Origin of the sequence: Pseudarthrobacter sp. Y6, assembly GCF_050156205.1 — a bacterium.
GTDB lineage: Bacteria > Actinomycetota > Actinomycetes > Actinomycetales > Micrococcaceae > Arthrobacter.
Map to the genome: position 1 here is coordinate 2159648 of NZ_CP189574.1, position 21797 is coordinate 2181444.

19 protein-coding genes are annotated in these 21797 nt (G+C 66.2%); 15 read left to right on the top strand and 4 right to left on the bottom strand.

Annotated elements, in window-relative coordinates; all coding sequences use genetic code 11:
• The first annotated feature begins 70 nt into the window (after positions 1-70).
• The 13 genes from pyrR (at position 71) to ACQCSW_RS10445 (ending at position 15108) form a co-directional block, all read left to right on the top strand.
• Complete coding sequence (pyrR, locus tag ACQCSW_RS10385) at positions 71-658, top strand: bifunctional pyr operon transcriptional regulator/uracil phosphoribosyltransferase PyrR (RefSeq protein WP_426985638.1); 588 nt, start codon at positions 71-73, stop codon at positions 656-658.
• Positions 655-1698 (top strand): aspartate carbamoyltransferase catalytic subunit, encoded by a 1044-nt coding sequence (locus ACQCSW_RS10390; RefSeq protein ID WP_426985640.1) that lies wholly within the window; start codon positions 655-657, stop codon positions 1696-1698. Before pyrR ends, ACQCSW_RS10390 begins: the two co-directional genes overlap by 4 nt.
• Positions 1698-3044, top strand: coding sequence for a dihydroorotase (locus ACQCSW_RS10395; RefSeq protein ID WP_426985642.1), 1347 nt, complete (start codon positions 1698-1700; stop codon positions 3042-3044). The genes ACQCSW_RS10390 and ACQCSW_RS10395 overlap by 1 nt, the downstream gene beginning before the upstream one ends.
• Positions 3044-3565, top strand: a complete 522-nt coding sequence (locus ACQCSW_RS10400; protein WP_426985644.1) for a hypothetical protein — start codon at positions 3044-3046, stop codon at positions 3563-3565. The genes ACQCSW_RS10395 and ACQCSW_RS10400 overlap by 1 nt, the downstream gene beginning before the upstream one ends.
• Positions 3546-4805, top strand: a complete 1260-nt coding sequence (gene carA, locus ACQCSW_RS10405) for a glutamine-hydrolyzing carbamoyl-phosphate synthase small subunit (protein WP_426990668.1) — start codon at positions 3546-3548, stop codon at positions 4803-4805. Before ACQCSW_RS10400 ends, carA begins: the two co-directional genes overlap by 20 nt.
• A complete protein-coding gene (gene carB, locus ACQCSW_RS10410; protein ID WP_426985646.1) occupies positions 4805-8149 on the top strand; it encodes a carbamoyl-phosphate synthase large subunit in 3345 nt (1114 codons plus the stop codon). Before carA ends, carB begins: the two co-directional genes overlap by 1 nt.
• Positions 8142-9014, top strand: a complete 873-nt coding sequence (pyrF, locus tag ACQCSW_RS10415; protein ID WP_426985648.1) for an orotidine-5'-phosphate decarboxylase — start codon at positions 8142-8144, stop codon at positions 9012-9014. The genes carB and pyrF overlap by 8 nt, the downstream gene beginning before the upstream one ends.
• A 110-nt stretch (positions 9015-9124) precedes the next feature.
• Entirely contained in the window at positions 9125-9442 is a 318-nt protein-coding gene (gene mihF / locus ACQCSW_RS10420; RefSeq protein ID WP_426985650.1) for an integration host factor, actinobacterial type, read from the top strand.
• 47 nt (positions 9443-9489) lie between these two features.
• A complete protein-coding gene (gene gmk / locus ACQCSW_RS10425) occupies positions 9490-10062 on the top strand; it encodes a guanylate kinase (RefSeq protein ID WP_426985652.1) in 573 nt (190 codons plus the stop codon).
• Between the two features lie 39 nt (positions 10063-10101).
• On the top strand, positions 10102-10362 hold the full coding sequence (gene rpoZ, locus ACQCSW_RS10430; RefSeq protein WP_111907679.1) for a DNA-directed RNA polymerase subunit omega: 261 nt from the start codon (positions 10102-10104) through the stop codon (positions 10360-10362).
• 28 nt (positions 10363-10390) lie between these two features.
• The gene (gene coaBC, locus ACQCSW_RS10435; protein WP_426985654.1) at positions 10391-11641 is read left to right on the top strand and encodes a bifunctional phosphopantothenoylcysteine decarboxylase/phosphopantothenate--cysteine ligase CoaBC; all 1251 of its coding nucleotides are present in this window, start codon (positions 10391-10393) and stop codon (positions 11639-11641) included.
• A gap of 78 nt (positions 11642-11719) precedes the next feature.
• Complete coding sequence (gene metK / locus ACQCSW_RS10440) at positions 11720-12955, top strand: methionine adenosyltransferase (RefSeq protein WP_111907677.1); 1236 nt, start codon at positions 11720-11722, stop codon at positions 12953-12955.
• Positions 12956-12966: 11 nt separating this feature from the next.
• Positions 12967-15108, top strand: a complete 2142-nt coding sequence (locus tag ACQCSW_RS10445) for a primosomal protein N' (RefSeq protein WP_426985657.1) — start codon at positions 12967-12969, stop codon at positions 15106-15108.
• Between the two features lie 22 nt (positions 15109-15130).
• Here the strand turns inward: ACQCSW_RS10445 and ACQCSW_RS10450 are convergent, their stop codons facing one another.
• The 4 genes from ACQCSW_RS10450 to ACQCSW_RS10465 are packed head-to-tail and all read right to left on the bottom strand — an operon-like array spanning position 15131 to position 18999.
• Positions 15131-16207 (bottom strand): glycosyltransferase family 4 protein, encoded by a 1077-nt coding sequence (locus ACQCSW_RS10450; RefSeq protein ID WP_426985659.1) that lies wholly within the window; start codon positions 16205-16207, stop codon positions 15131-15133.
• A complete protein-coding gene (locus ACQCSW_RS10455; RefSeq protein WP_426985661.1) occupies positions 16204-17133 on the bottom strand; it encodes an alpha/beta fold hydrolase in 930 nt (309 codons plus the stop codon). Before ACQCSW_RS10455 ends, ACQCSW_RS10450 begins: the two co-directional genes overlap by 4 nt.
• Positions 17134-17144: 11 nt before the next feature.
• Complete coding sequence (locus ACQCSW_RS10460; protein ID WP_426985663.1) at positions 17145-18014, bottom strand: aldo/keto reductase; 870 nt, start codon at positions 18012-18014, stop codon at positions 17145-17147.
• A gap of 10 nt (positions 18015-18024) precedes the next feature.
• Positions 18025-18999, bottom strand: a complete 975-nt coding sequence (locus ACQCSW_RS10465) for a sugar-binding domain-containing protein (RefSeq protein WP_354250223.1) — start codon at positions 18997-18999, stop codon at positions 18025-18027.
• A gap of 125 nt (positions 19000-19124) precedes the next feature.
• Between ACQCSW_RS10465 and ACQCSW_RS10470 the strand changes: the two genes are divergently transcribed.
• Together ACQCSW_RS10470 and ACQCSW_RS10475 are read left to right on the top strand one after the other, a co-directional pair.
• Positions 19125-20936 carry a glycerol-3-phosphate dehydrogenase/oxidase gene (locus ACQCSW_RS10470; RefSeq protein ID WP_426985665.1) on the top strand — a complete coding sequence of 604 codons (1812 nt, stop codon included), beginning with the start codon at positions 19125-19127 and terminating at the stop codon, positions 20934-20936.
• A gap of 94 nt (positions 20937-21030) precedes the next feature.
• A complete protein-coding gene (locus ACQCSW_RS10475) occupies positions 21031-21783 on the top strand; it encodes an MIP/aquaporin family protein (RefSeq protein WP_426985667.1) in 753 nt (250 codons plus the stop codon).
• Positions 21784-21797: the final 14 nt, after the last annotated feature.

Below are 21797 nucleotides of genomic sequence, written 5' to 3' on the forward strand. Positions count from 1 at the left end.
GGTAATTTTGAAACGCAAATGATCCTTTTTTAATTCCGTCCCGTGAGGCGGGGAAAGGGGAGACGAGAGTTTGACTTCTGTCACAAACGCACCGGTTCCAGCCAGGGTTGTCCTCAACCAGGCGGACATTGACCGTGCACTCACTCGTATCGCCCATGAGATCCTTGAGGCCAACAAAGGGTCCAAGGACCTGGTCCTGTTGGGCATCCCGCGCCGCGGCTATCCGCTGGCCGTTCGCCTCGCACACAAGATTGCAGCCGCGGACCCCACGGTGGACGCCACCGCCATTGTCGGGCAGTTGGACGTCACAATGTTCCGCGATGACCTTTCCCTCCAGCCCACCAGGCCGCCGTACCCCACACAGCTCCCACGCACGGGAATCGATAACAAGGTTGTGGTGCTGATCGATGATGTCCTGTACTCCGGACGCACCATCCGTGCCGCCCTTGACGCCATCATCGACCTCGGCCGTCCGCGGATCGTCCGGCTCGCTGTGCTGATCGACCGCGGCCACCGTGAGCTGCCCATCCGGGCCGACCACGTGGGCAAGAACCTGCCCACCTCGTCCGCCGAGAAGGTCCGGGTCCGCCTTGAGGAAACAGACACCGCCGCCGACGGTTCCGTAGTCAACGAAGTGGTTATCGAGGGCGGCGCGTGAAACACCTCCTCTCCACTGAAGATCTCAGCCTGTCCAACGCCATCCGCATCCTCGACACCGCCGAAGAAATGGCTGCCGTAGGGGACCGCGAAGTCAAGAAGCTCCCGGCCCTCCGCGGCCGCACCGTAGTGAACCTCTTTTTCGAAGACTCAACCCGCACCCGGATTTCCTTCGAAGCGGCCGCCAAGAGGTTGTCCGCCGACGTCATCAACTTCGCTGCGAAGGGCTCGTCCGTCTCCAAGGGCGAATCCCTCAAGGACACAGCCCAGACGCTGGCAGCCATGGGCGCGGACGCCGTCGTGATCCGCCACTGGGCCTCGGGTGCCCCGCACCGGCTCGCCGCTACGGACTGGATCGACGCCGCCGTCATCAATGCCGGCGACGGCACCCACGAACACCCCACGCAGGCCCTCCTGGACGCCTTCACCATGCGCCGGCACTGGTCAAAGCTGGCGGGCTCCGCCTCGACCGGGGCGGACCTCAAAGGCATGCGCGTAGCCATCGCCGGGGACGTCCTGCACTCCCGTGTTGCCCGCTCCAACGTCTGGCTGCTCCGCACGCTCGGCGCCCAAGTCACTCTCGTGGCGCCTCCCACACTGCTGCCCATCGGCGTCGAACACTGGCCGTGCAAGGTCAGCTACAACATGGATGACACGCTGGCACAGGGTGTGGACGCCGTGATGATGCTGCGCGTGCAGGGCGAGCGGATGAACGCCTCGTTCTTCCCCTCCACCCGCGAATACTCGCGCCGCTGGGGCTTCGATGACAACCGGCTCCGGGCCCTCGACACCCTGGGCCTGAAGGACACCATCATCATGCATCCCGGACCCATGAACCGTGGCCTGGAGATTTCTTCCGCCGCCGCCGACTCGCCCCGCTCCACCGTGCTTGCGCAGGTGCGCAACGGCGTCTCGGTCCGGATGGCCACCCTCTATCTGCTGCTCTCCGGGGATACCCGCGAACCAGCCGCCACAGCGGGCGCAGCCCGCACCAATGCAGCGCGTTCAAACGCCGCCCATTCCACCAAGGAGAGCAACTGATGGCAGAGAACAACGCAACCTACCTGATCCGCGGTGCGTCGATCCTGGGCTCCGGGGCCGAGGACCTGCTCATCAGTGACGGCGTCATCGCCGCCCGGGGCGCAGCCGCTGCCGCCCACAAAGACGCGCACGGAGCCACCGTCATCGAAGCCGCCGGACTGGTAGCCCTGCCCGGCATGGTGGATGTGCACACGCACCTGCGCGAACCCGGCCGCGAAGATGCCGAAACCGTAGAGACCGGCACCCGCGCCGCCGCCTTGGGCGGCTTCACCGCGGTCCATGCCATGGCCAACAGCAACCCGGTGGCGGATACCGCCGGTGTGGTGGAACAGGTCCACAGCCTGGGCCGCGCGGCCGGCTGGGTGGACGTCCGTCCCGTCGGCGCCGTGACCGTTGGCCTGGCCGGCGAGCAGCTCGCCGAACTCGGCGCCATGGCCGATTCCCGCGCCCAGGTTCGCATGTTCTCCGACGACGGCCTCTGCGTCCACGATCCCGTGCTGATGCGCCGCGCCCTGGAGTACGTCAAAGCGTTCGACGGCGTGGTGGCCCAGCACGCGCAGGAACCCCGCCTTACAGCCGGGGCCCAGATGAACGAGGGCGCCGTCTCCGCCGTCCTGGGACTCACCGGCTGGCCGGCGGTCGCCGAGGAGAGCATCATCGCGCGTGACGTCCTGCTGGCGCAGCACGTGAACTCCCGCCTGCACGTCTGCCACGTCTCCACCGCCGGCTCCGTGGACATTATCCGCTGGGCCAAGGAACGCGGCATCAACGTCACCGCCGAGGTCACCCCGCACCACCTCCTGCTCACTGACGACCTGGTCCGCAGCTACAACCCTGTCTACAAGGTAAACCCGCCGCTGCGGACGGATGCAGATGTGCAGGCACTGCGCGCAGGCCTGGCTGACGGGACCATCGACGTGGTGGGCACCGACCACGCCCCGCACCCGAGCGAGCACAAGGAATGCGAGTGGGCGCAGGCCGCGATGGGCATGACCGGGCTGGAAACCGCACTGTCCGTGGTCCAGCACACCATGATCGAAACCGGCCTCATGACCTGGGCCGATTTCGCCCGGGTGACCTCCACCGCGGCGGCGCAGATCGGCCGAGTGACGGACCAGGGCCGTCCCCTGGACGCCGGCGAGCCCGCCAACATCATCCTGGTGGACCCCGCGGCCCGCTGGACGGTTGACCCGGCCAAGATGGCGACCATGGGCCGCAATTCGCCCTTCGCCGGCCTGGAGTTGCCGGGCCAGGTGGTGGCCACCTTCTACAAGGGCCACCCCACCGTCCTGGACGGCAAGCTCAACACCCCGTACCGGGAACCGGCTGCAGCAGGCGCCTCCTGATGGACACCAAACTCCTCACCGGCCTCATCACGACGGTGCTCATCGCCGTCGTCCTGCTGATGATCTGGGCAGGCTGGCGTAACCGCCTCAGGCGGCAGGCCGACGTCGGGCAGTTGCCCGACGTACCCGAAGCGCCCGGGGTGCCGCTCGCCGGGGCCGACGGCCAGTACGTTGCGTCCACCACCGCCGGAGACTGGCTGGACCGGATCGCGGTACACCGCCTCGGTATCCGGACCAATGCCGTTCTCAGCGTGTACCCGCATGGCGTCCTCTTCGACAGAACCGGTGCGCCGGCGCTCTACATCCCCGCTGGAAGCCTCTCCGCCGTCCGGCAGGAAAGCGGAATGGCCGGCAAGTTCGTTGAAAAGGACGGCCTCCTGGTCCTCACCTGGGACCTCGGGACCCACGAACTCGACACGGGCTTCCGGACCCGCCGGGCCGCCGACAAAGACGCCCTCTATGACTCCCTTCAGCAATTGATCGCCGCAGCCCCCCAGGCAGATCCCCAGAGTGGAAAGTAAGACAGTGACAGAAACAGCGACAGCAAAAGCAGAGACTGCGGCACCAGCAGCCCTTTTCACCCCGGCAGTATTCGTCCTGGAGGACGGCCGCATGTTCCGCGGCACCAGCTACGGCGCGCAGGGCACTGCCCTGGGCGAGGCAGTGTTCGCCACCGGCATGACCGGCTACCAGGAAACCATCACCGATCCTTCCTACGCCCGCCAGCTGGTGGTGCAGACGGCGCCGCACATCGGCAACACGGGTGTGAATAGCGACGACGCCGAGTCCCGGCGTATCTGGGTGGCCGGCTACATCGTCCGCGACGCCGCCCGCCGCCCCTCCAACTGGCGCTCCGAACGATCCCTCGACGAGGAGCTCGTTGAGCAGGGGATCGTGGGTATCCAGGGCGTGGACACGCGTGCCATTACCCGGCACCTGCGCGAGCACAAGACCATGCGCGCCGGCATCTTCTCGGGTGAGGCCGCCAGGGCCACGGACAAGGAACTCCTTGACGCGGTCCTGGCCAGCGCCCCGATGGAAGGCGCCCGCCTGGCCGAGGAAGTCAGCGTCAGCGAAGCCTATGTGGTGGACCCCCAGGACCACGGCTGGGACGGCGAGCCGCGCTTCAGCATTGCCGCGATCGACCTCGGCATCAAGGCCATGACCCCCGTCCGGTTCGCCGAGCGCGGCGTCCGGGTCCATGTCCTGCCGGCAACCTCCACCCTCGAGGACGTCAAGGCCGTCAACCCGGACGGCTTCTTTATGTCCAACGGCCCCGGCGACCCCGCCACAGCTGACACCCAGGTCAAGCTGCTGCGCTCCGTCCTGGACGAGAAGCTGCCGTACTTTGGCATCTGCTTCGGCAACCAGATCCTGGGACGCGCCCTGGGCTTTGGCACCTACAAGCTGCGCTACGGCCACCGCGGCATCAACCAGCCCGTCCTGGACCGCCGCACCGGCAAAGTGGAGATCACCTCGCAGAACCACGGTTTCGCTGTGGACGCACCGCTCGACGGCGCCACGCAGGCTCCCGAGGAGCGTTACGGCCGCGTCGAGGTCAGCCACATCAGCCTCAACGACGACGTCGTCGAAGGCCTCGCGTGCCTGGACATCCCCGCCTTCTCGGTGCAGTACCACCCGGAAGCCGCAGCCGGCCCGCACGACGCCGCCTACCTGTTTGACCGTTTCATCGACCTGATGGCCGTCACCAAAACCGGCTCAGAGAACACCACCGATTCCAAGACTGAGGACAAGAAGTAATGCCCAAGAGAACTGACCTTAAGAGCGTCCTGGTCATCGGTTCCGGCCCGATCGTCATCGGCCAGGCCGCGGAGTTCGACTACTCCGGCACGCAGGCACTTCGTGTCCTCAAGGAGGAGGGCCTGCGGGTCATCCTGGTGAACTCGAACCCAGCCACCATCATGACGGACCCCGAGTTCGCCGATGCCACCTACATCGAGCCCATCACTCCCGAGGTGGTGGAGAAGATCATCGCCAAGGAGCGCCCGGACGCCATCCTGCCTACCCTCGGCGGGCAGACCGCACTGAACACGGCCATCGCGCTGGATAAGAATGGCGTGCTGGCAAAGTACAACGTGGAGCTCATCGGCGCGAACATCGCGGCCATCGAGCTCGGCGAGGACCGCGAAAAGTTCAAGGGCGTGGTGGAACGCTGCGGCGCCGAATCGGCCCGCAGCCACATCATCCACACCATGGACGAAGCCTTCACCGCCGCCGAGGACCTCGGCTACCCGATGGTGGTCCGGCCCTCGTTCACCATGGGCGGCCTCGGCTCCGGCCTGGCGTACAACGAAACTGACCTCCGCCGCATCGTGGGCCAGGGCCTGCAGTACAGCCCCACCAGCGAGGTGCTGCTCGAAGAGAGCATCCTCGGCTGGAAGGAATACGAGCTTGAGATGATGCGCGACAAAAACGACAACGTCGTTGTGGTCTGCTCCATCGAGAACTTCGACCCCGTGGGCGTGCACACCGGCGACTCCATCACCGTGGCACCTGCGCTGACCCTGACGGACCGCGAATACCAGCGGCTGCGCGATATCTCCATCGCCGTCATCCGTGAGGTGGGCGTGGACACCGGCGGCTGCAATATCCAGTTCGCCATCGAGCCGGACACCGGCCGTGTAGTGGTCATCGAGATGAACCCGCGCGTGTCCCGGTCCTCCGCCCTGGCGTCAAAGGCCACGGGCTTCGCCATCGCCAAGATCGCCACCAAGCTCTCCCTCGGCTACACGCTGGACGAGATCCCGAACGACATCACGCAGAAGACCCCGGCGTCGTTCGAACCCACCCTGGACTACGTGGTGGTCAAGGTTCCACGCTTCGCATTCGAGAAGTTCCCGGCTGCAGATGACACCCTCACCACCACCATGAAGTCTGTGGGCGAAGCCATGGCCATGGGCCGTAACTTCACCGAAGCGCTGCAAAAGGCCCTCCGCTCCCTGGAGCAGAAGGGCTCGCAGCTGGACTTCACCTCCGTCCCCGAGTGGGAAGTCCCGGAGCTGATCGAGAAGGCCAAGCGGCCCACCACGGAACGCCTGCACCAGGTCCAGCGTGCCCTGCTCGGCGGCGCCACCGTGGAACAGCTGTTCGAAGCCACCAAGATCGACCCCTGGTACCTGGACCAGCTCCAGTTGCTCAACGAGATCTCCCACGAGATCCGCCAGGCGGGAGCGCTGACCGTGGAGATGCTCAAACGCGCCAAGCGCCACGGCTTCTCGGACGAGCAGATCGGCTCCCTCACGCACAACTCCGAAGCCGTGGTCCGCGGCGTCCGGCAGGCCCTCGGGATCCGTCCGGTCTACAAGACGGTGGATACCTGCGCCGCCGAGTTCGCCGCCTACACCCCGTACCACTACTCGTCCTACGACGAGGAGGACGAGATTGCGCTGCACTCCAAGCCGTCCATTTTGATCCTCGGCTCCGGCCCCAACCGCATCGGCCAGGGCATCGAGTTCGACTACTCCTGCGTCCACGCCTCCATGGCGCTGCGCAAGGCCGGCTACGAGACCGTTATGGTCAACTGCAACCCGGAGACCGTCTCCACGGACTACGACGTCTCCACCCGCCTGTACTTCGAGCCGCTGACCCTTGAAGACGTCCTGGAGGTCATCGCCGCCGAGGAACGCACCGGCGGCGTGATGGGCGTCTTTGTGCAGCTCGGTGGGCAGACGCCGCTGAAGCTGGCACAGCAGCTGGCCGACGCCGGCGTCCCCATCCTGGGCACGTCCCCGGAAGCGATCGACCTCGCCGAGCACCGCGGCGAGTTTTCCCGCGTACTCGACAACGCCGGGCTGATCGCCCCGAAGAACGGCACGGCGGTGTCCTTCGACGACGCCAAGAAGATCGCCGACGAGATCGGCTACCCCGTCCTGGTCCGCCCGTCCTACGTGCTCGGCGGCCGCGGCATGGAAATCGTATATGACGAGCCGAACCTCTCCCGGTACATCGCCAATGCGACCGAAATCACCCCGGACCACCCGGTGCTGATCGACCGCTTCCTGGAGGACGCAGTCGAAATCGACGTCGACGCGCTCTTCGACGGCACCGACATGTACCTGGGTGGCATCATGGAACACATCGAGGAGGCTGGCATCCACTCCGGCGACTCCGCGTGTGTCCTGCCCCCCATCACCCTGGGCAACAACGTAATCGAGCGTGTCCGCACGGCAACCCGCGCCATCGCCGAGGGCGTGGGCGTCCGCGGCCTGATCAACATCCAGTTCGCCCTGGCGTCAGACGTTCTCTACGTGCTCGAAGCCAACCCGCGCGCCTCCCGCACGGTGCCGTTCGTGTCCAAGGCCACGGGCGTCCAGATGGCCAAGGCCGCCGCCCTGATCGGCACTGGCGTCACGATCCACCAGCTCCGGACCGCCTACAAGATGCTGCCGGAAACCGGCGACGGCTCCACGCTGCCGCTTGACGCTCCCGTTTCGGTCAAGGAAGCCGTACTTCCGTTCAGCCGCTTCCGTACCCCGGAAGGCAAGGTAGTGGACTCGCTGCTCGGCCCGGAAATGCGGTCCACCGGCGAAGTCATGGGCATCGACAAGCACTTCGACACCGCCTTCGCCAAGAGCCAGGCGGCCGCCAACAACGCCCTGCCCACTGAAGGCAAGATCTTCGTCTCCGTGGCCAACCGCGACAAGCGTGCGGTCATCATGGCCGTCAAGCGCCTCTCGGACCTCGGCTTTGAGATCGTCTCCACCGGCGGCACCGCCGACGTCCTGCGCCGCAACGGCATCCAGGCCAGCACGGTACGCAAGGTCGCCGAGGGCAGCAGTGCCGAAGGTGAGGGCACCATCGCAGACCTCGTCATCGCCGGCGAGATCGACATGGTCTTCAACACCCCCTCCGGCGGCGAAGCCCGCAGCGACGGCTACGCCCTGCGTGCCGCCGCGACGTCCATCGGCATCCCTTGCATCACCACGGTGGCCGAGTTCAACGCGGCGGTGCAGGCCATCGAGGCGATGCGCACCTACGAGTGGTCAGTGACCAGCCTGCAGGAGCACGCCGCCGCCCTGGTGGCGTCCCAGAAGGCAGCTGCAGAGAATGCGGCGGCCGAATCTGCGGTTTCGCAGAATGCCTGAGGCCGGATCCAGCTCATCAGGCCCCGCCGGCCGGGAGTCCTTCGGCTCCCGGCTCGGGGCGGCCATGGCGGCCCGCGGGCCGCTGTGCGTGGGCATTGACCCGCACCCGGCACTCCTGAAGGACTGGGGACTGGCCGACGACGCCGCAGGGCTGAGGCGGTTTTCGCTGACGGTCCTGGAGGCTGTCGGTTCCCTCGCTGCCGCGGTGAAGCCGCAGGTGGCGCTTTACGAGCGCCACGGGTCGGCCGGGATGGCAGTCCTTGAAGAAGTCCTCGCAGCGGCATCGCAGGCACAGGTCCTCACCATTGCCGACGCCAAGCGGGGGGATATCGGCTCGACGATGGCTGCCTACGCGGACGCCTGGCTGCGGGATGGCTCGTCCCTGGCTGCCGACTCCGTGACCCTCAGTCCGTACCTGGGGTTTGAGTCGCTCCGCCCGGCCCTTGACCTGGCGGCGGACAACGGCCGCGGCGTTTTTGTCCTGGCGCTGACCTCCAATCCGGAGGGGGCTTCCGTGCAGCATGTGGGCGGAGCGGACTCTGTGGCTCGGCGGATCATCGAGGCGGCAGCGGCGGAGAACAGGCGTTATGCCGGCACCCTGGGGTCCGTTGGACTCGTCGTCGGCGCCACCGTGGGGTCAGCGCTGACTGACCTGCACTTGGACCTGCCGGCGGTCCGCGGACCCATCCTGGCCCCGGGACTGGGCGCCCAGGGTGCCACCCCGGCAGACCTGCGCCGGACCTTCGGGGCCGCGTACCCGCAGGTCCTGGGCACGTCCAGCCGGGATATCCTGGCTGCCGGTCCAGGGACCCAGGGTCTCCGTGAGGCAGCGTTGCGCACACTGGTTGGTCTCCGCGGCGAATAGGTGCCCCAATGGTGGCATCCATTGATTCACCGCCCACCAAGGGGTAGGTTTCAGGACAAGTCCAATGGCGGTCGCCTTGGACTCAGCCGATGAATCCGGAGGTGTCCTCCATGAGCCTGCGACCCTTATCCGCTTCGGAACGCGCGGCCGCCCTGAACAAGGCGGCCGCCGCGCGGGCCTCCCGGGCGGCCGCGAAAGATCGCCTCAAGAACGGCAAGACGTCGGCAGCGGACCTCCTTGACGCCTCCGCCGCGGATGACGCCCTGGCCCGGATGCGGGTGGTGGAGCTGTTGGAGGCCCTCCCGGGCATTGGAAAAGTCAGGGCTGCCGCCATTATGGAGCAGCTGGGCATCGCGGCGTCCCGCCGGCTCCGCGGCCTGGGCATTCACCAGCGCCAGGCGCTGGTAGATTTTATAGACGAGAAATAGGGCGTTCATAGCGTCGCCCGAACCCAAACTCCGCCGCAAAGGAATACGTGAGCAAGAAACCGGGACTGACAGTCCTCGCTGGTCCGACGGCTGTTGGCAAAGGCACCGTGTCCACCTACATTCGGGATAACTACCCCGAAGTCTGGCTTTCCGTATCGGCCACCACCCGCGCCCCGCGGCCCGGTGAGCAGGATGGCGTCCACTACTTCTTCAAGTCCAAGGCAGAGTTCGAGTCGCTCGTTGCGGCCGGCGAGTTCCTGGAGTGGGCCGTAGTCCACGGCCAGAACACCTACGGCACCCTGCGGAGTTCCGTGGACGAGGCCATCGCCGCCGGCAGGTCCGTTCTGCTGGAGATCGATCTGCAGGGTGCACGCCAGGTCAAACAGGCCGTTCCGGACGCCCAGTTTGTGTTCCTGGCACCGCCCACCTGGGACGAAATGGTCCGCCGCTTGGTGGGTCGCGGCACGGAAACTGAGCAGGAGCAGCAGCAGCGGCTGGAAACAGCTAAACTGGAACTTGCCGCTGAACCGGAGTTTAACCACACCGTCATCAATGATGACGTTCGCCGGGCAGCGGACGAGCTTGTTTCACTCATGGGGCTGACCCCGCACCCGCACTAGTAGCCGGTACCAGTCTGCCCGTTAGAATTTGGAGAATTCGTGTCCACGAACCTTGAAGGCATCATCAACCCGCCGATCGACTCACTGCTTGAGGCAGCTGATTCCAAGTACGGCCTGGTGATCTTCGGTGCCAAGCGTGCACGTCAGATCAACGCTTACTACGCCCAGCTGCACGAGGGCCTGTTCGAGTACGTCGGCCCCCTGGTCGACACCAAGCTGAACGAGAAGTCGCTGTCCATCGCCCTGCGCGAGATCAACGAAGGCAAGCTCGTTTCCACGCCGATCGAACCCGCAGAGTAAGTTCAGACTGCCTGTTGACGGAGGTCACGTGCGCATAGTCCTCGGAGTCGGGGGAGGGATTGCGGCCTACAAGGTCGCATCGCTCCTCCGGCTTTTTACTGAAGCCGGCCACAACGTCACGGTAATACCCACCGAGGCAGCCACCCGCTTTGTGGGGGTAGCCACGTGGGAGGCCCTGTCCGGGAACCCGGTCAGCAACAGTGTCTTCGACGAGGTCCACCAGGTCAACCACGTCAGGCTCGGCCATGAGGCCGACCTCATGGTGGTGGCACCGGCGACGGCGGACCTGCTGGCGCGCGCTGCCACCGGTCAGGCCAATGACCTTCTCACCAACACCCTGCTGATGGCACGGGGCCCGGTGCTTTTTGCCCCCGCCATGCACACGGAGATGTGGCAGCACGCCGCCACCCGCGCCAACGTTGAAACGCTGAGGAGCCGGGGCGTGGCCGTCCTGGAACCGGCCAGCGGCCGGCTCACGGGCACCGACTCCGGTCCCGGCCGCCTGCCTGAGCCGGAGGCCATCTTCGACGCCGCCATGGCACTTGCCCACGGTCAGTCCGATTACCAGCTTCCGCTGGCCGGCCGGACGGTCACCGTCAGTGCCGGCGGAACCCGGGAACCGCTGGACCCCGTCCGATTCCTGGGCAACCGGTCCTCCGGTAAACAGGGCGTGGCGCTGGCCGTGGCTGCCCGCAACGCCGGCGCCACGGTGCGGCTGGTCGCCGCCCATATGGAGGTCCCGTCGCCGGCCGGCGTCGGCGTGGTGGAGGTTGAGACCGCCCTGGAGTTGCGCGAGGCCATGCTGGCAGCCGCAGCGGATTCCGACGTCGTGATCATGGCTGCCGCCGTGGCGGACTTCCGCCCCGCGGAGATCTCCGGCACCAAGATCAAAAAACGTGATGACACCGCTGACCCCGTTATCTCCTTGGTCCGGAACCCGGACATCCTCCAGGAACTGGTTGAGGTCCGGGACCACGCTCCCGAAAACCAGGCAGCCCGCCGCGCCCAGCTGATTGTGGGCTTCGCAGCGGAAACCGGTGACGGCCAGGGCGACGTCATGTCCTACGCGGAGGCAAAGCTCAAGCGCAAGGGCTGCGACCTCCTGGTGGTCAACCATGTGGGAACGGACAAGGTCTTTGGCCAGGACAGCAACTCGGTAGTCATCCTTGCCCGCTCCGGCGCCGAACCACAACTGGCCGCCGGAACCAAAACAGAGGTTTCGGCCGCCGTCATCACCCGGGTCGGCTATGAGCTGAACCACGTTTCGCCACGCGCCTGACCGAAAGCCACGCACGGTTTCCTTAGCACGGGGACACACGCCGCCGGACGTCCGATTCCCAACCAGTAAGGTAGTTGAGTGACTTTACCGCTGCACATTCCCCACACCCACGGGGCCACGCCCTCCGCCCTCCGGCTCTTCACGTCCGAGTCGGTCACTGAAGGCCACCCGGACAAGATCTGCGACCAGATCAGTGACGCCATCCTGGATGCGCTGCTCGCCGCGGATCCCGAGTCCCGCGTCGCCGTCGAGACCATGGCCACCACCGGCCTGGTCCATGTTGCCGGTGAGGTCACCACCGACGCCTACGTCGAAATCCCGCAGATCGTCCGGGAAACCATCCTCGGCATCGGCTACGACTCCTCGGCCAACGGCTTTGATGGTGCCCGCTGCGGCGTGTCCGTCTCCATCGGCCAGCAGTCCAGCGACATCGCCGGCGGTGTGTTCAACTCCCTCGAAGCCCGCGAAGGCCGCCAGGAGGACGACTACGACCTCCAGGGTGCCGGCGACCAGGGCCTGATGTTCGGCTACGCCAGCGACGAAACCCCGTCCTACATGCCGACGCCGATCTGGATCGCGCACCGCCTGTCCGAACGCCTCACCGAGGTGCGCAAGTCCGGCGAGCTCTCTTACCTCCGCCCCGACGGCAAGACCCAGGTCACCATCGGCTACGACAAGGACGTGCCGGTTTCCGTGGAAACCGTCGTCATCTCCAGCCAGCACGCCGAAGGAACCAGCCTGGACCGCCTGCGCGCGGACCTCGCCTCCTTTGTGATTGAGCCCGTCTTGGCTGCAGCCAACCTGGACATCTCCCGGGCGGCCCACATCCTCAACCCGGCCGGCGAGTTTGTCATCGGCGGACCCGTCGGTGACGCCGGGCTGACCGGACGCAAGATCATTGTGGACACCTACGGCGGCATGGCCCGCCACGGCGGCGGCGCCTTCTCGGGCAAAGACCCGTCCAAGGTGGACCGTTCCGCTGCCTACGCGATGCGCTGGGTTGCCAAGAACGTAGTGGCGGCCGGACTGGCAAAGCGTGCCGAGATCCAGATTGCCTACGCCATCGGCCAGGCCCGCCCCGTGGGCACGTACGTGGAAACCTTCGGCACGGAGACAGTGGACCCTGCCCGGATCAGCGCCGCCATCGCGGAGATCTTCGACCTCCGCCCGCGTGCCATCATCGATGCCCTGGACCTCAAGCGTCCCATCTACGCCAAGACCGCCGCGCACGGACACTTCGGCCGTGACGATCCCGACTTCACCTGGGAGCGCCTGGACCGGGTGGAGGACCTGAAGGCCTTCTTCAACGCGTAGGCCAGTCCGCCATGGCCTCTGATGAGTCTGTCCCTCCCGGCGCTGTCCAGTTGTCGCTGCTGCAGGGTTTCCCGGCGAAGGCCAGGCCGTCCGGACCTCCGCTGGCCGCGCACCTTCCGGTGGCCAGGGTCCTCGTCGAGACGCCGCTGCCGCATTTGGACCGGCCCTTCGACTACAGCGTGCCGGCCGAACTGGACGAGGCCGCACAGGCTGGCGTCCGGGTAAAAGTCAGCTTCAACGGCCAGGACCTGTCCGGGTTCATCATTGAACGGACGGCCGAGTCCGACGCCGGCCACACCCTGGTGCCCCTGCAGAAAGTGGTCTCTCCCGTCGTCGTCCTGACGCCGGCTGTCCGGGATCTGGTGTCCGCCGTCGCGGCCCGGTATGCGGGCACGGTCAGCGACGTGCTTCGCGTTGCGGTGCCTCCGCGCATGGCGAGGCTCGAGAAGGACTTCCTTTCGCCACCCGCAGCTGAGCCTGCTGCACCGGATCCGCTCGCCGACGCCGGGGCCGTTATCGGCCAGGAAGTAAATTCCGGGACCGAGGCCCAGTGGGCCGGGTACCGCAACGGCCCGGCATTTGTCCGCCATCTGCGGGACGGCGGATCTCCACGGGCGGTCGTCAGTCCGCTTCAGGGATTCGGCCCGGCAGCATGGCCGCACCTGATCGCAACGGCTGTGGCGGCTGTGCGTGCCTCCGGTCGCGGCGCCGTGGTGGTGGTGCCGGACTACCGTGACCTGGACCAGCTCGAAAAGGCTCTCCTGGCAGTGCTGCCTGCCGATGATATCGCCCGACTGACGGCCGACGACGGGCCCACCCCCCGCTACCGGAATTTCCTGCGCCTCCTGGCCGGGTCGGCACGCGTAGCCATCGGCACGCGTTCTGCAGCGTTTGCCCCGGTTCGGAATCTGGGCCTTGTCGCCTGCTGGGACGACGGCGATGACCTCCACATTGAACAGCGTGCTCCGTACGCCCATACCCGCGACGTGCTGTTGCTGCGCGCGGACCAGGAAGGAACCGCCTGCCTTATGGCGGGTCATTCCAGGAGCACGGAACTCCAGCGGCTGGTGGAGGCCGGCTGGGCCATGCCCGTCGAGGCCGATCGGGCGTTCGCACGACTGACCGTGCCCCGGGTGCTGAACACGGCGGACAGCTTCGAGCAGGAGCGCGACCCCTTGGCCCTGGTTGCTAGGCTTCCCGGTGCCGCCTGGCGCGCCGCCAAGGAAGGACTGGAACGTGGACCCGTCCTGGTGCAGGTGGCCCGCGCCGGCTACGCTCCGTCGCTCGTATGTGAAACCTGCCGCGAACCTGCCCGATGCCAGGCCTGCCAGGGTCCCCTTGCCCTGGCAGGAGCCAGCGGCAGCTCTGCGATCCCGCAGTGCCGCTGGTGTTCCACGCCGGCACCGGAATGGCAGTGTGCCCACTGCACTGGACGCAAACTCCGCAAGGGCGCCACCGGAGTCCTGCGGACAGCCGAAGAGCTGGGCCGGGCATTCCCCGGAAAAGCCGTCATTACGTCCTCGGGCGGCAACGTCAAGGCCGGCGTTGGCAGCGCCAAGGCCCTGGTGGTGGCCACAGTCGGGGCCGAACCCGTAGCGGAGGGCGGTTACGCTGCGGCTCTGCTCCTCGACGGCGACTCCCTGCTGCGCCGGGAGAACCTCCGAGCCGGTGAGGACACGGTGCGCCGCTGGTTCAACGCCGCAGCCCTGGTGCGCCCGGCGTCCGAAGGCGGACTGGTGGTCATCACCGCGACGGAAAGTGTTGCTGTTGGCGCGTTGCTGCGGTGGGACCCGGCCGGGTACGCCCGGCGCGAGCTGGAACTCCGGATGGAACTCCAACTGCCGCCGGCCGTCCGGATTGCCTCGGTCACCGGCCCCCGGGCCGCCGTCGTGCATTTTTCCGGGACCGTGGAGAGGGAGCTGGCCACCGCCGGCGTGGCGCTGCGGACCGCAGGACCGGCGCCGCTGGTCCTCACCGGTCCCGCCGCCGGGGGGGCCGGGAGTGCCGGTGACGACGCCCGGACCCTGCTGTTCTTCGCGTACGGGCAGGCGGCCGCTGTCACCCGCGTGTTGCGCGCAACAAAGGCTGCGGCCGCCGCCAAGAGGAGCACGGAACCGGTCCAGGTCAGGCTGGACGGCGTGGACGTCCTCTAACGGCTTCCTCTGTCGGCGTCAGTCATCGGCCGCGCCGGGCCATGATGTCGTGGACCACGTCCACCAATTGCTGCGCCGACTCGTCCCAGCTGAACTCCTGCGCACGCGCCACGGAATGGCGGGACACCTGCTGCCAGTGGGCGTCGTCGCGCAGTCTCTGCACTGCCGCGGCGAAGTCTGCCGGGGACGCGGGATCAACGTAGGTTGCCGCGTCGCCGCCCACCTCGCGGAATATCGGTATGTCGCTGCCGATGACCGGGGTGCCAAGCGCCATGGCCTCCACGAGCGGAAGACCGTATCCTTCGGCGCGGGAGAGGCTCACCAGTGCGGTGGCGCGCTTGAGCAGGACAGCATATTCGTCGTCGGTGACCCCGTTGTGGAAGACCACCTTGGCGCCGGGCGGCACCATGATCTCCAGCTCGGCCCGGCGCTCCGCGGTGATCCTGCTTAGCAGGTGCAGGGTGAAATCAGGCAGCTCAGACATTCCGGCCACCATCGTTTCAACGTTCTTATAGGGCATAAACGAGCCCATGTACACCAGCGAATGGTCCGCCCCGGCGGCAGGATCGCGCGGTTCCTGCGCGGGCTGCGGGGCGTTGCTGATGATCCGTACGGGCCTTTTGGTCAGCCGGTACTTGGCCATCAGCGCTTCTGTGGTCCGGCTGATGGTGGCCACGGTGTCCGCGCGGTTGAGGAGGACGCGCTGCGGCCAGAACGCCTTGTGGTACAGGCGCCACAGGACACGGACCGGTGCCGGCAGGAATCCCGGGGGAGCGGGATGCTCGTAGTAAATAAGGTCGTGCAGGGTCAGGACCAGGCCGTACTTGCGCCCCCAGCTGCCCATGGTCTGCATTGGGCACACCACAACGTCGGCCCCAAGTGGGTTGATCCTGCGGGCCACGAACAGCTCCAGCGGGGACAGCGGACTGTTGATCAACGTGTACGGAACATCCGGGAGCAGCGCCAGTTGGCGCGTGTCGCTGATGAGCATGGAAACGTCAGCAACCTTCGCCGTGGCGGCGATGAGGCTGGCCCCGTAACGGCTGATGCCGTCGTGGTGGTCGGTCCGGGTGAATCGTGCATCGATGACAATCTTCACGCGGGGTGGTCCTTAAGGAAGCTGCGGATGAAGCCGGCGGCGGGTCCGGGCGTTTCGTAGTGGATGAGGTGGCCGACGCCGGGAATGACTTTGAGGACGCCGTCCGGAAGAAGCGCGGCGAGGCGGTGCTGGTCCGGGAGGGTGGCGATCTCGTCTTTTTCGCCGGCGACCAGGAGCACCGGCAGGGTCAGCTTGCCGGCAACTTCGGCCACATGGCCGCTCACCGACGCCGTAAACGATTCGAGCAGGCTTTCCCGGTCCGCGAACGCACTGAAGTAGGCATGGTGCTGGCCGTGGATAAAGCGGCGCAGATCCTTGTCGCCGGTCTTGGACATGGCTTCACTCATCACCCGGACGATCAGCGGACTGCGCAGAAGGGCCAGGCCCAGCGCGCGGGGGAGCCGGGCCGCCAGCCGATAGTAGAGCACGGCCAGCTTGGTCATGATCCCCTTGGGGCCTTCCAGGGCGGGCGCGGCGATGGGATTGACCAGGATCAGCGGTGTGACGGCTCCCGGGTGGGTCGCGACAAAATGGGCGGCGACGATCGAGCCGAACGAGTGCCCCAGCAGCACGGTATCCGGGCCAAGGCCGAGCGCTGCCATGAAGTCGGTGACAAAGGTGCCGTACTGCTCCACCGAATGTTTCCCGGCGGCGAACGCGGCGGAGCTACCGAACCCTGGCAGGTCCGGCATGATGATGCGCATTTCCGGCAACTGGTCTGCCACCCGGAGCAGGCCGTGGTGATCGCCGCGGAAGCCGTGTATGACCAGGATGGTGCGGGTATCCGGTGAGGCCTGGACGGGTTCGTAGGTCCAATACGCCACGGCGCTGCCGTTAATCACGATGTCTGCGGCCCGGGTACGGGCCGCCAGCCCGGCGCTGAAGAAGGAGGGCGCAGGGGATGGCTGTTGATCGGCTGTTTTCATGACCCTCGGTCCTAGTTGACGTTGTCGGGGTGGGAGCCGGTGCGCTGCCCGCGGTCAAGCTCGGCAAGGGCTGCCATGTCGCGGTCTGAAAGTTCGAAGCCGAAGATGTCCAGGTTTTCCCTGATACGGGCCTCGGAGCTGGCCTTCGGGATGGCGATGTTGCCCAGCTGGACGTGCCACCGCAGGATGACCTGGGCCGGTGTCCTACCCTGTTCGGCCGCCAGGGCAAGGACCACGGGATCAGCCAGCACGTGTCCGCGCCCCAGCGGGCTCCAGGCTTCCGTCCGGATGCCCAGAGCGGTGTGCTTCTCCCTGAGCTCAGCCTGCTGGAGCCACGGGTGCAGTTCAATCTGGTTCACCGCCGGCACCACTTCCGCGGTCTCGAGCAGGCGGTCCAGGTGCGCCGGCAGGAAGTTGCAGACACCGATGGCCCGGACCTTCCCTTCGCGGTACAGCGTTTCAAGGGCGCGGTACGTTTGGCTGAACAGCCCGCGCCGGGCACATGGCCAATGGATCAGGTACATATCCACATAGTCCAGGCCGAGGTTGACCATTGAGGTATCGAAGGCGCGCAGCGTTGCGTCGTACCCCTGGTCATCGTTCCAGACTTTTGTAGTGATGAACACGTCTTCCCGCCGCAGGCCGGGCGCGGACTCCCCGGAACCGCCGCTCCCGCCGTCGGAATCGACAGCAGAGCTGAGGCCCCTGGCCACGCCGGTTTCGTTGCCGTACATGGCTGCTGTGTCGAAGTGGCGGTACCCGGTGCCCAGGGCCATGGCCACGAGGCTTGATGCATCCGCCGCCGGAACCTTGTAGAGACCGAATCCCAACTGGTCGATCAGGACGCCGTTGTTGAGACTGAGTCGGGGTGAGGTTTTCATAGCAATGACTCTACCCAGTTGGCCAGACGCCGCCGCCAAACCTGACCAGTCGGCGCGCGGTGGCTTCATCCAGGATCAGGTCGGTTGCGAGGCCTGCAGTCAGGGCGCCGCGCAGGCCGTTGATTTTTGAGGCCCCGGATACCACGCAGATCCGACGCCGGACCTGCCGCAGCTGCGAGAGTGCCGGACCCGTGGAGCGTTCATTCAGGACGATGCCGTCAGAAGATCCGTCACGCCGGAAAAAGACCGTGGCTACGTCACCCACCACATCCGAGCGGGCCAGGTTCTTCAGGTCGGTTTCGTCCAGGTAGCCACCGGCGTAGACGTGGCTGGGGTAGTCGGCGTCCACCGATCCGACCCCGAAGATGGCGATGCTCATCCTGGCCTGCAGGTCCAGGATCCGCTGCACGCTGCGCTCATTCCACATGGCGGTCTTGGTGGCGGCGTGGTCAAAGAACGCCGGAACGGGGAACTGCTCCACCCGGGCTCCGTAGGCACTCCCGAAGCGGCGCATGATGTCACTGGCGTAGGTGATGCCGGTGGTGTGCATATTTCCGGCGCCATTCAGCTGCACCACCACGGTGTCGTGGGTGATCTTGCGAGTGAGGTGCCTGCTGACGGCGCTGAGCGTGGAACCCCACGCGATGCCAATGATCGCATTGGAATCCACCAGCGGGCCGATGGTGCGTGCAGCCTGGATCGCCACCCGGTCCAGGGTTTCGGCTTCGTTCAAGGACTCCAGCACCGGAACAACGTGCACGTCCACGTTGTACTCGCGCCGGATCATACTTTCCAGCTCGGGGCCGGTGTCCAGCGGATTGCGGATCTGGATCTGGACCAGGCCCGTATCCCGGGCGGCGGAAAGAAGCCTGGAAACAGTGGACCGGGACGTCCGGAGTTCCCTGGCGATCGCGTCCATCGTCAGGTCCTGGAGGTAGTACATCTGTGCAGCCCGAAGGGCATCTGAGTGCCGTGAGGGTGTCATTGGGACTCCATCCTGCACGTTTGTGCATAGTGCTTGACTCCATTTTCCATTAGTCCAAACAATAGTTGAAGAACGGCGGTGCATCCGGCGGATGCCCGCACGCCAACAAAACCCAAGGAGCAGTGTTGGGACTCAAAGATTCATTCGGCCATAGCGGAGCCACGCCCGCCCACAGCCCCGTGCTGCGGGCATCGGTGCAGGGTCTGCGGGATCGTCCGCACGCCAAGGTGCTGATCATCGGCGGTGGCATCAACGGCGTAGGAACCTTCCGGGACCTTGCCCTGCAGGGAGTGGACGTGGCCCTGGTGGAGCGCGGCGATTACTGCCAGGGCGCCAGTGGGGCGTCATCCCACATGATCCATGGCGGCATCCGTTACCTGGAAAACGGAGAATTCCGCCTTGTCCGGGAATCCGTGGTGGAACGCAACCGCCTCCTGCGGATCGCACCGCACTATGTGAAGCCGCTCCAGACCACCATCCCCATCTTCAGTACGTTTTCCGGCGTCCTGTCTGCGCCCTTGCGGTTCCTGACGCACAAGCAGCAGGGCAAGCCCAAGGAGCGCGGCGCCTTCCTGATCAAACTTGGCCTGAGCATGTACGACTCGTTCTCCCGCGACGGCGGCACCGTGCCGCGCCACCAGTTCCGCGGGCGCAAGCGGGCCCTCGCCGAGCTGCCGCACCTGCACCCCGGCATCAAATACGCCGCCACCTACTTCGACGCCTCCGTACACAATCCCGAACGGCTCACGCTCGATGTCCTCCAGGACGGAGAAAAGGCCGGGCGGGGCAGTGGCCAACCGGCCAGCGCAACCGCCCGGGCCAGCAACTACCTCGCACTTCATTCTCTCGGCGGGGCTGCCACACAGTCTGGCACCACGGTCCAGCTCCGCGACGAACTCACTGGCGAGCTGTTTGATTTCACCGCGGACGTCATCGTCAACACCACCGGCGCCTGGGTGGACCTGACCAACGAAGCCATGGGGGCGGCGTCGGCCTTTATGGGCGGCACGAAGGGATCGCACATTGTGCTGGACCACCCGGTCCTGCTCGAGGCCTGCAAAGGCCGGGAGATCTTCTTTGAGCACACGGACGGCCGGATCGTCCTCATCTATCCCATGGGCGACCGGGTCCTGGTGGGAACCACTGATGTCGATGCTGACATGACGCAGGACGCTGTGTGCACGGATGAGGAGATCGAGTACTTCTTCAACCTGATCGGCCACGTCTTCCCGGACATCACAGTGCAGCGTGAACAGATCGTCTACACATTCTCCGGTGTCCGCCCACTGCCACGTCACGACGCCACCCAGCCGGGGTTTGTCTCGCGCGACTACCGGATTGAACGGCGCACCCCGGCTGCCGGGGCACCCGGCGCAGGAACCGCCGTCGTACTCAGCCTGGTGGGCGGTAAGTGGACCACTTTCCGGGCACTGGCCGAGCACATGGCAAATGATGTGCTTGCCGAGCTGGGGATGGAACGGAAGGTCTCGACGGCGAAGCTCGCCATCGGCGGCGGCGCCGGTTTCCCTGAAGACGAAGCCGGTATCCAGAAATGGATCAAGGCGCACATGTCCGCCGGCCGGGATGCGGAACGCACCGCGGCCCTGCTCACGCGCTACGGCACCCGGGCGCAAGACGTCATCGGCTATCTCGACCGCGGCCCGGACCGGCTCCTGCACTCCACCCGCGAACTCAGCGTCCGCGAACTGGAATTCATGGCTGAACATGAGCAGATCGGGCACCTCGCCGATGTCCTCATCCGGCGGACGTCCCTCGCCTTCCGGGGGCTGGTCACCGGAGAACTCCTCAACGAGGTAGCCTCGGTGCTCGCCGTTCCGCTGGGCTGGGACGCTGCGGCAAGAACTGCGGAGATCCGCCTGGCACAGCACGTGCTGGAGCGTTTCCACCGAGTACAGATCCACAGCCTGGTCGAGTAAGCAGACCCGGCTGGCAGCCGGGGCGTCAACGCGCCCCGGCTCAACAGTCCTTCAACCCGCGAAGGACTGACAACAGAAAATAGAGGAGTCAAAGATGTCTCTTGGAATTGTTTTCCTTTCCGAAGTCTTCGGAACAGCGATGCTCACCCTGCTGGGTTGCGGTGTCGTGGCCAACGTTGCCCTGAAGGGCACAAAAGGCAACAGCGGCGGGTTCCTGATGGTCACCTGGGGGTGGGGCATCGCCGTCTTCTGCGGTGTCTTCGTTGCCGCCAAGTCCGGCGCCCACCTCAATCCTGCCGTCACGCTGGGCCTACTGGTCAAGGGCGGCAAGGAGTATGCCAAGGACGTCCCGGTCGATGTCGCGTCCACGTTCACCTACTTCGGTGGTGAACTGGTCGGCGCTTTCCTGGGCGCGGTCGTTTGCTGGGCCGCGTACAAGCAGCACTTCGATGCCGAACCCGTGGCAGCCAACAAGCTGGCCACCTTCTCCACCGGTCCGGCCATCCGCTCCACGCCGTGGAACCTCGTCACGGAGATCATCGGCACATTCGTCCTGGTCTTCGTCATCCTGACACTTGGCGGAACGCCCTCGGGCCTGGGGCCGCTGGCCGTGGCCCTGCTCGTGGTGGGCATCGGTGTGTCACTGGGTGGACCCACAGGCTACGCAATTAACCCGGCACGTGACCTTGGGCCCCGCATCGCACACGCTCTCCTGCCCATCAAGGGCAAGGGTTCAAGTGACTGGGCCTACTCCTGGATCCCCGTGGTGGGGCCGCTGGTTGGCGGAACGCTGGCCGGTCTGGTGGCCCTCTGGGTTCCCATGATCATGCCTGCCCTCGCCGGCTAGTAACCATTTCAAGC

Coding starts and splice junctions, on each gene's coding strand:
- ACQCSW_RS10395 (WP_426985642.1), top strand. CDS start 1,698: ATGGCAGAGAACAACGCAACCTACCTGATCCGCGGTGCGTCGATCCTG.
- ACQCSW_RS10400 (WP_426985644.1), top strand. CDS start 3,044: ATGGACACCAAACTCCTCACCGGCCTCATCACGACGGTGCTCATCGCC.
- carB (WP_426985646.1), top strand. CDS start 4,805: ATGCCCAAGAGAACTGACCTTAAGAGCGTCCTGGTCATCGGTTCCGGC.
- pyrF (WP_426985648.1), top strand. CDS start 8,142: ATGCCTGAGGCCGGATCCAGCTCATCAGGCCCCGCCGGCCGGGAGTCC.
- mihF (WP_426985650.1), top strand. CDS start 9,125: ATGAGCCTGCGACCCTTATCCGCTTCGGAACGCGCGGCCGCCCTGAAC.
- ACQCSW_RS10445 (WP_426985657.1), top strand. CDS start 12,967: ATGGCCTCTGATGAGTCTGTCCCTCCCGGCGCTGTCCAGTTGTCGCTG.
- ACQCSW_RS10455 (WP_426985661.1), bottom strand. CDS start 17,133: ATGAAAACAGCCGATCAACAGCCATCCCCTGCGCCCTCCTTCTTCAGC.
- ACQCSW_RS10460 (WP_426985663.1), bottom strand. CDS start 18,014: ATGAAAACCTCACCCCGACTCAGTCTCAACAACGGCGTCCTGATCGAC.
- ACQCSW_RS10465 (WP_354250223.1), bottom strand. CDS start 18,999: ATGACACCCTCACGGCACTCAGATGCCCTTCGGGCTGCACAGATGTAC.
- ACQCSW_RS10475 (WP_426985667.1), top strand. CDS start 21,031: ATGTCTCTTGGAATTGTTTTCCTTTCCGAAGTCTTCGGAACAGCGATG.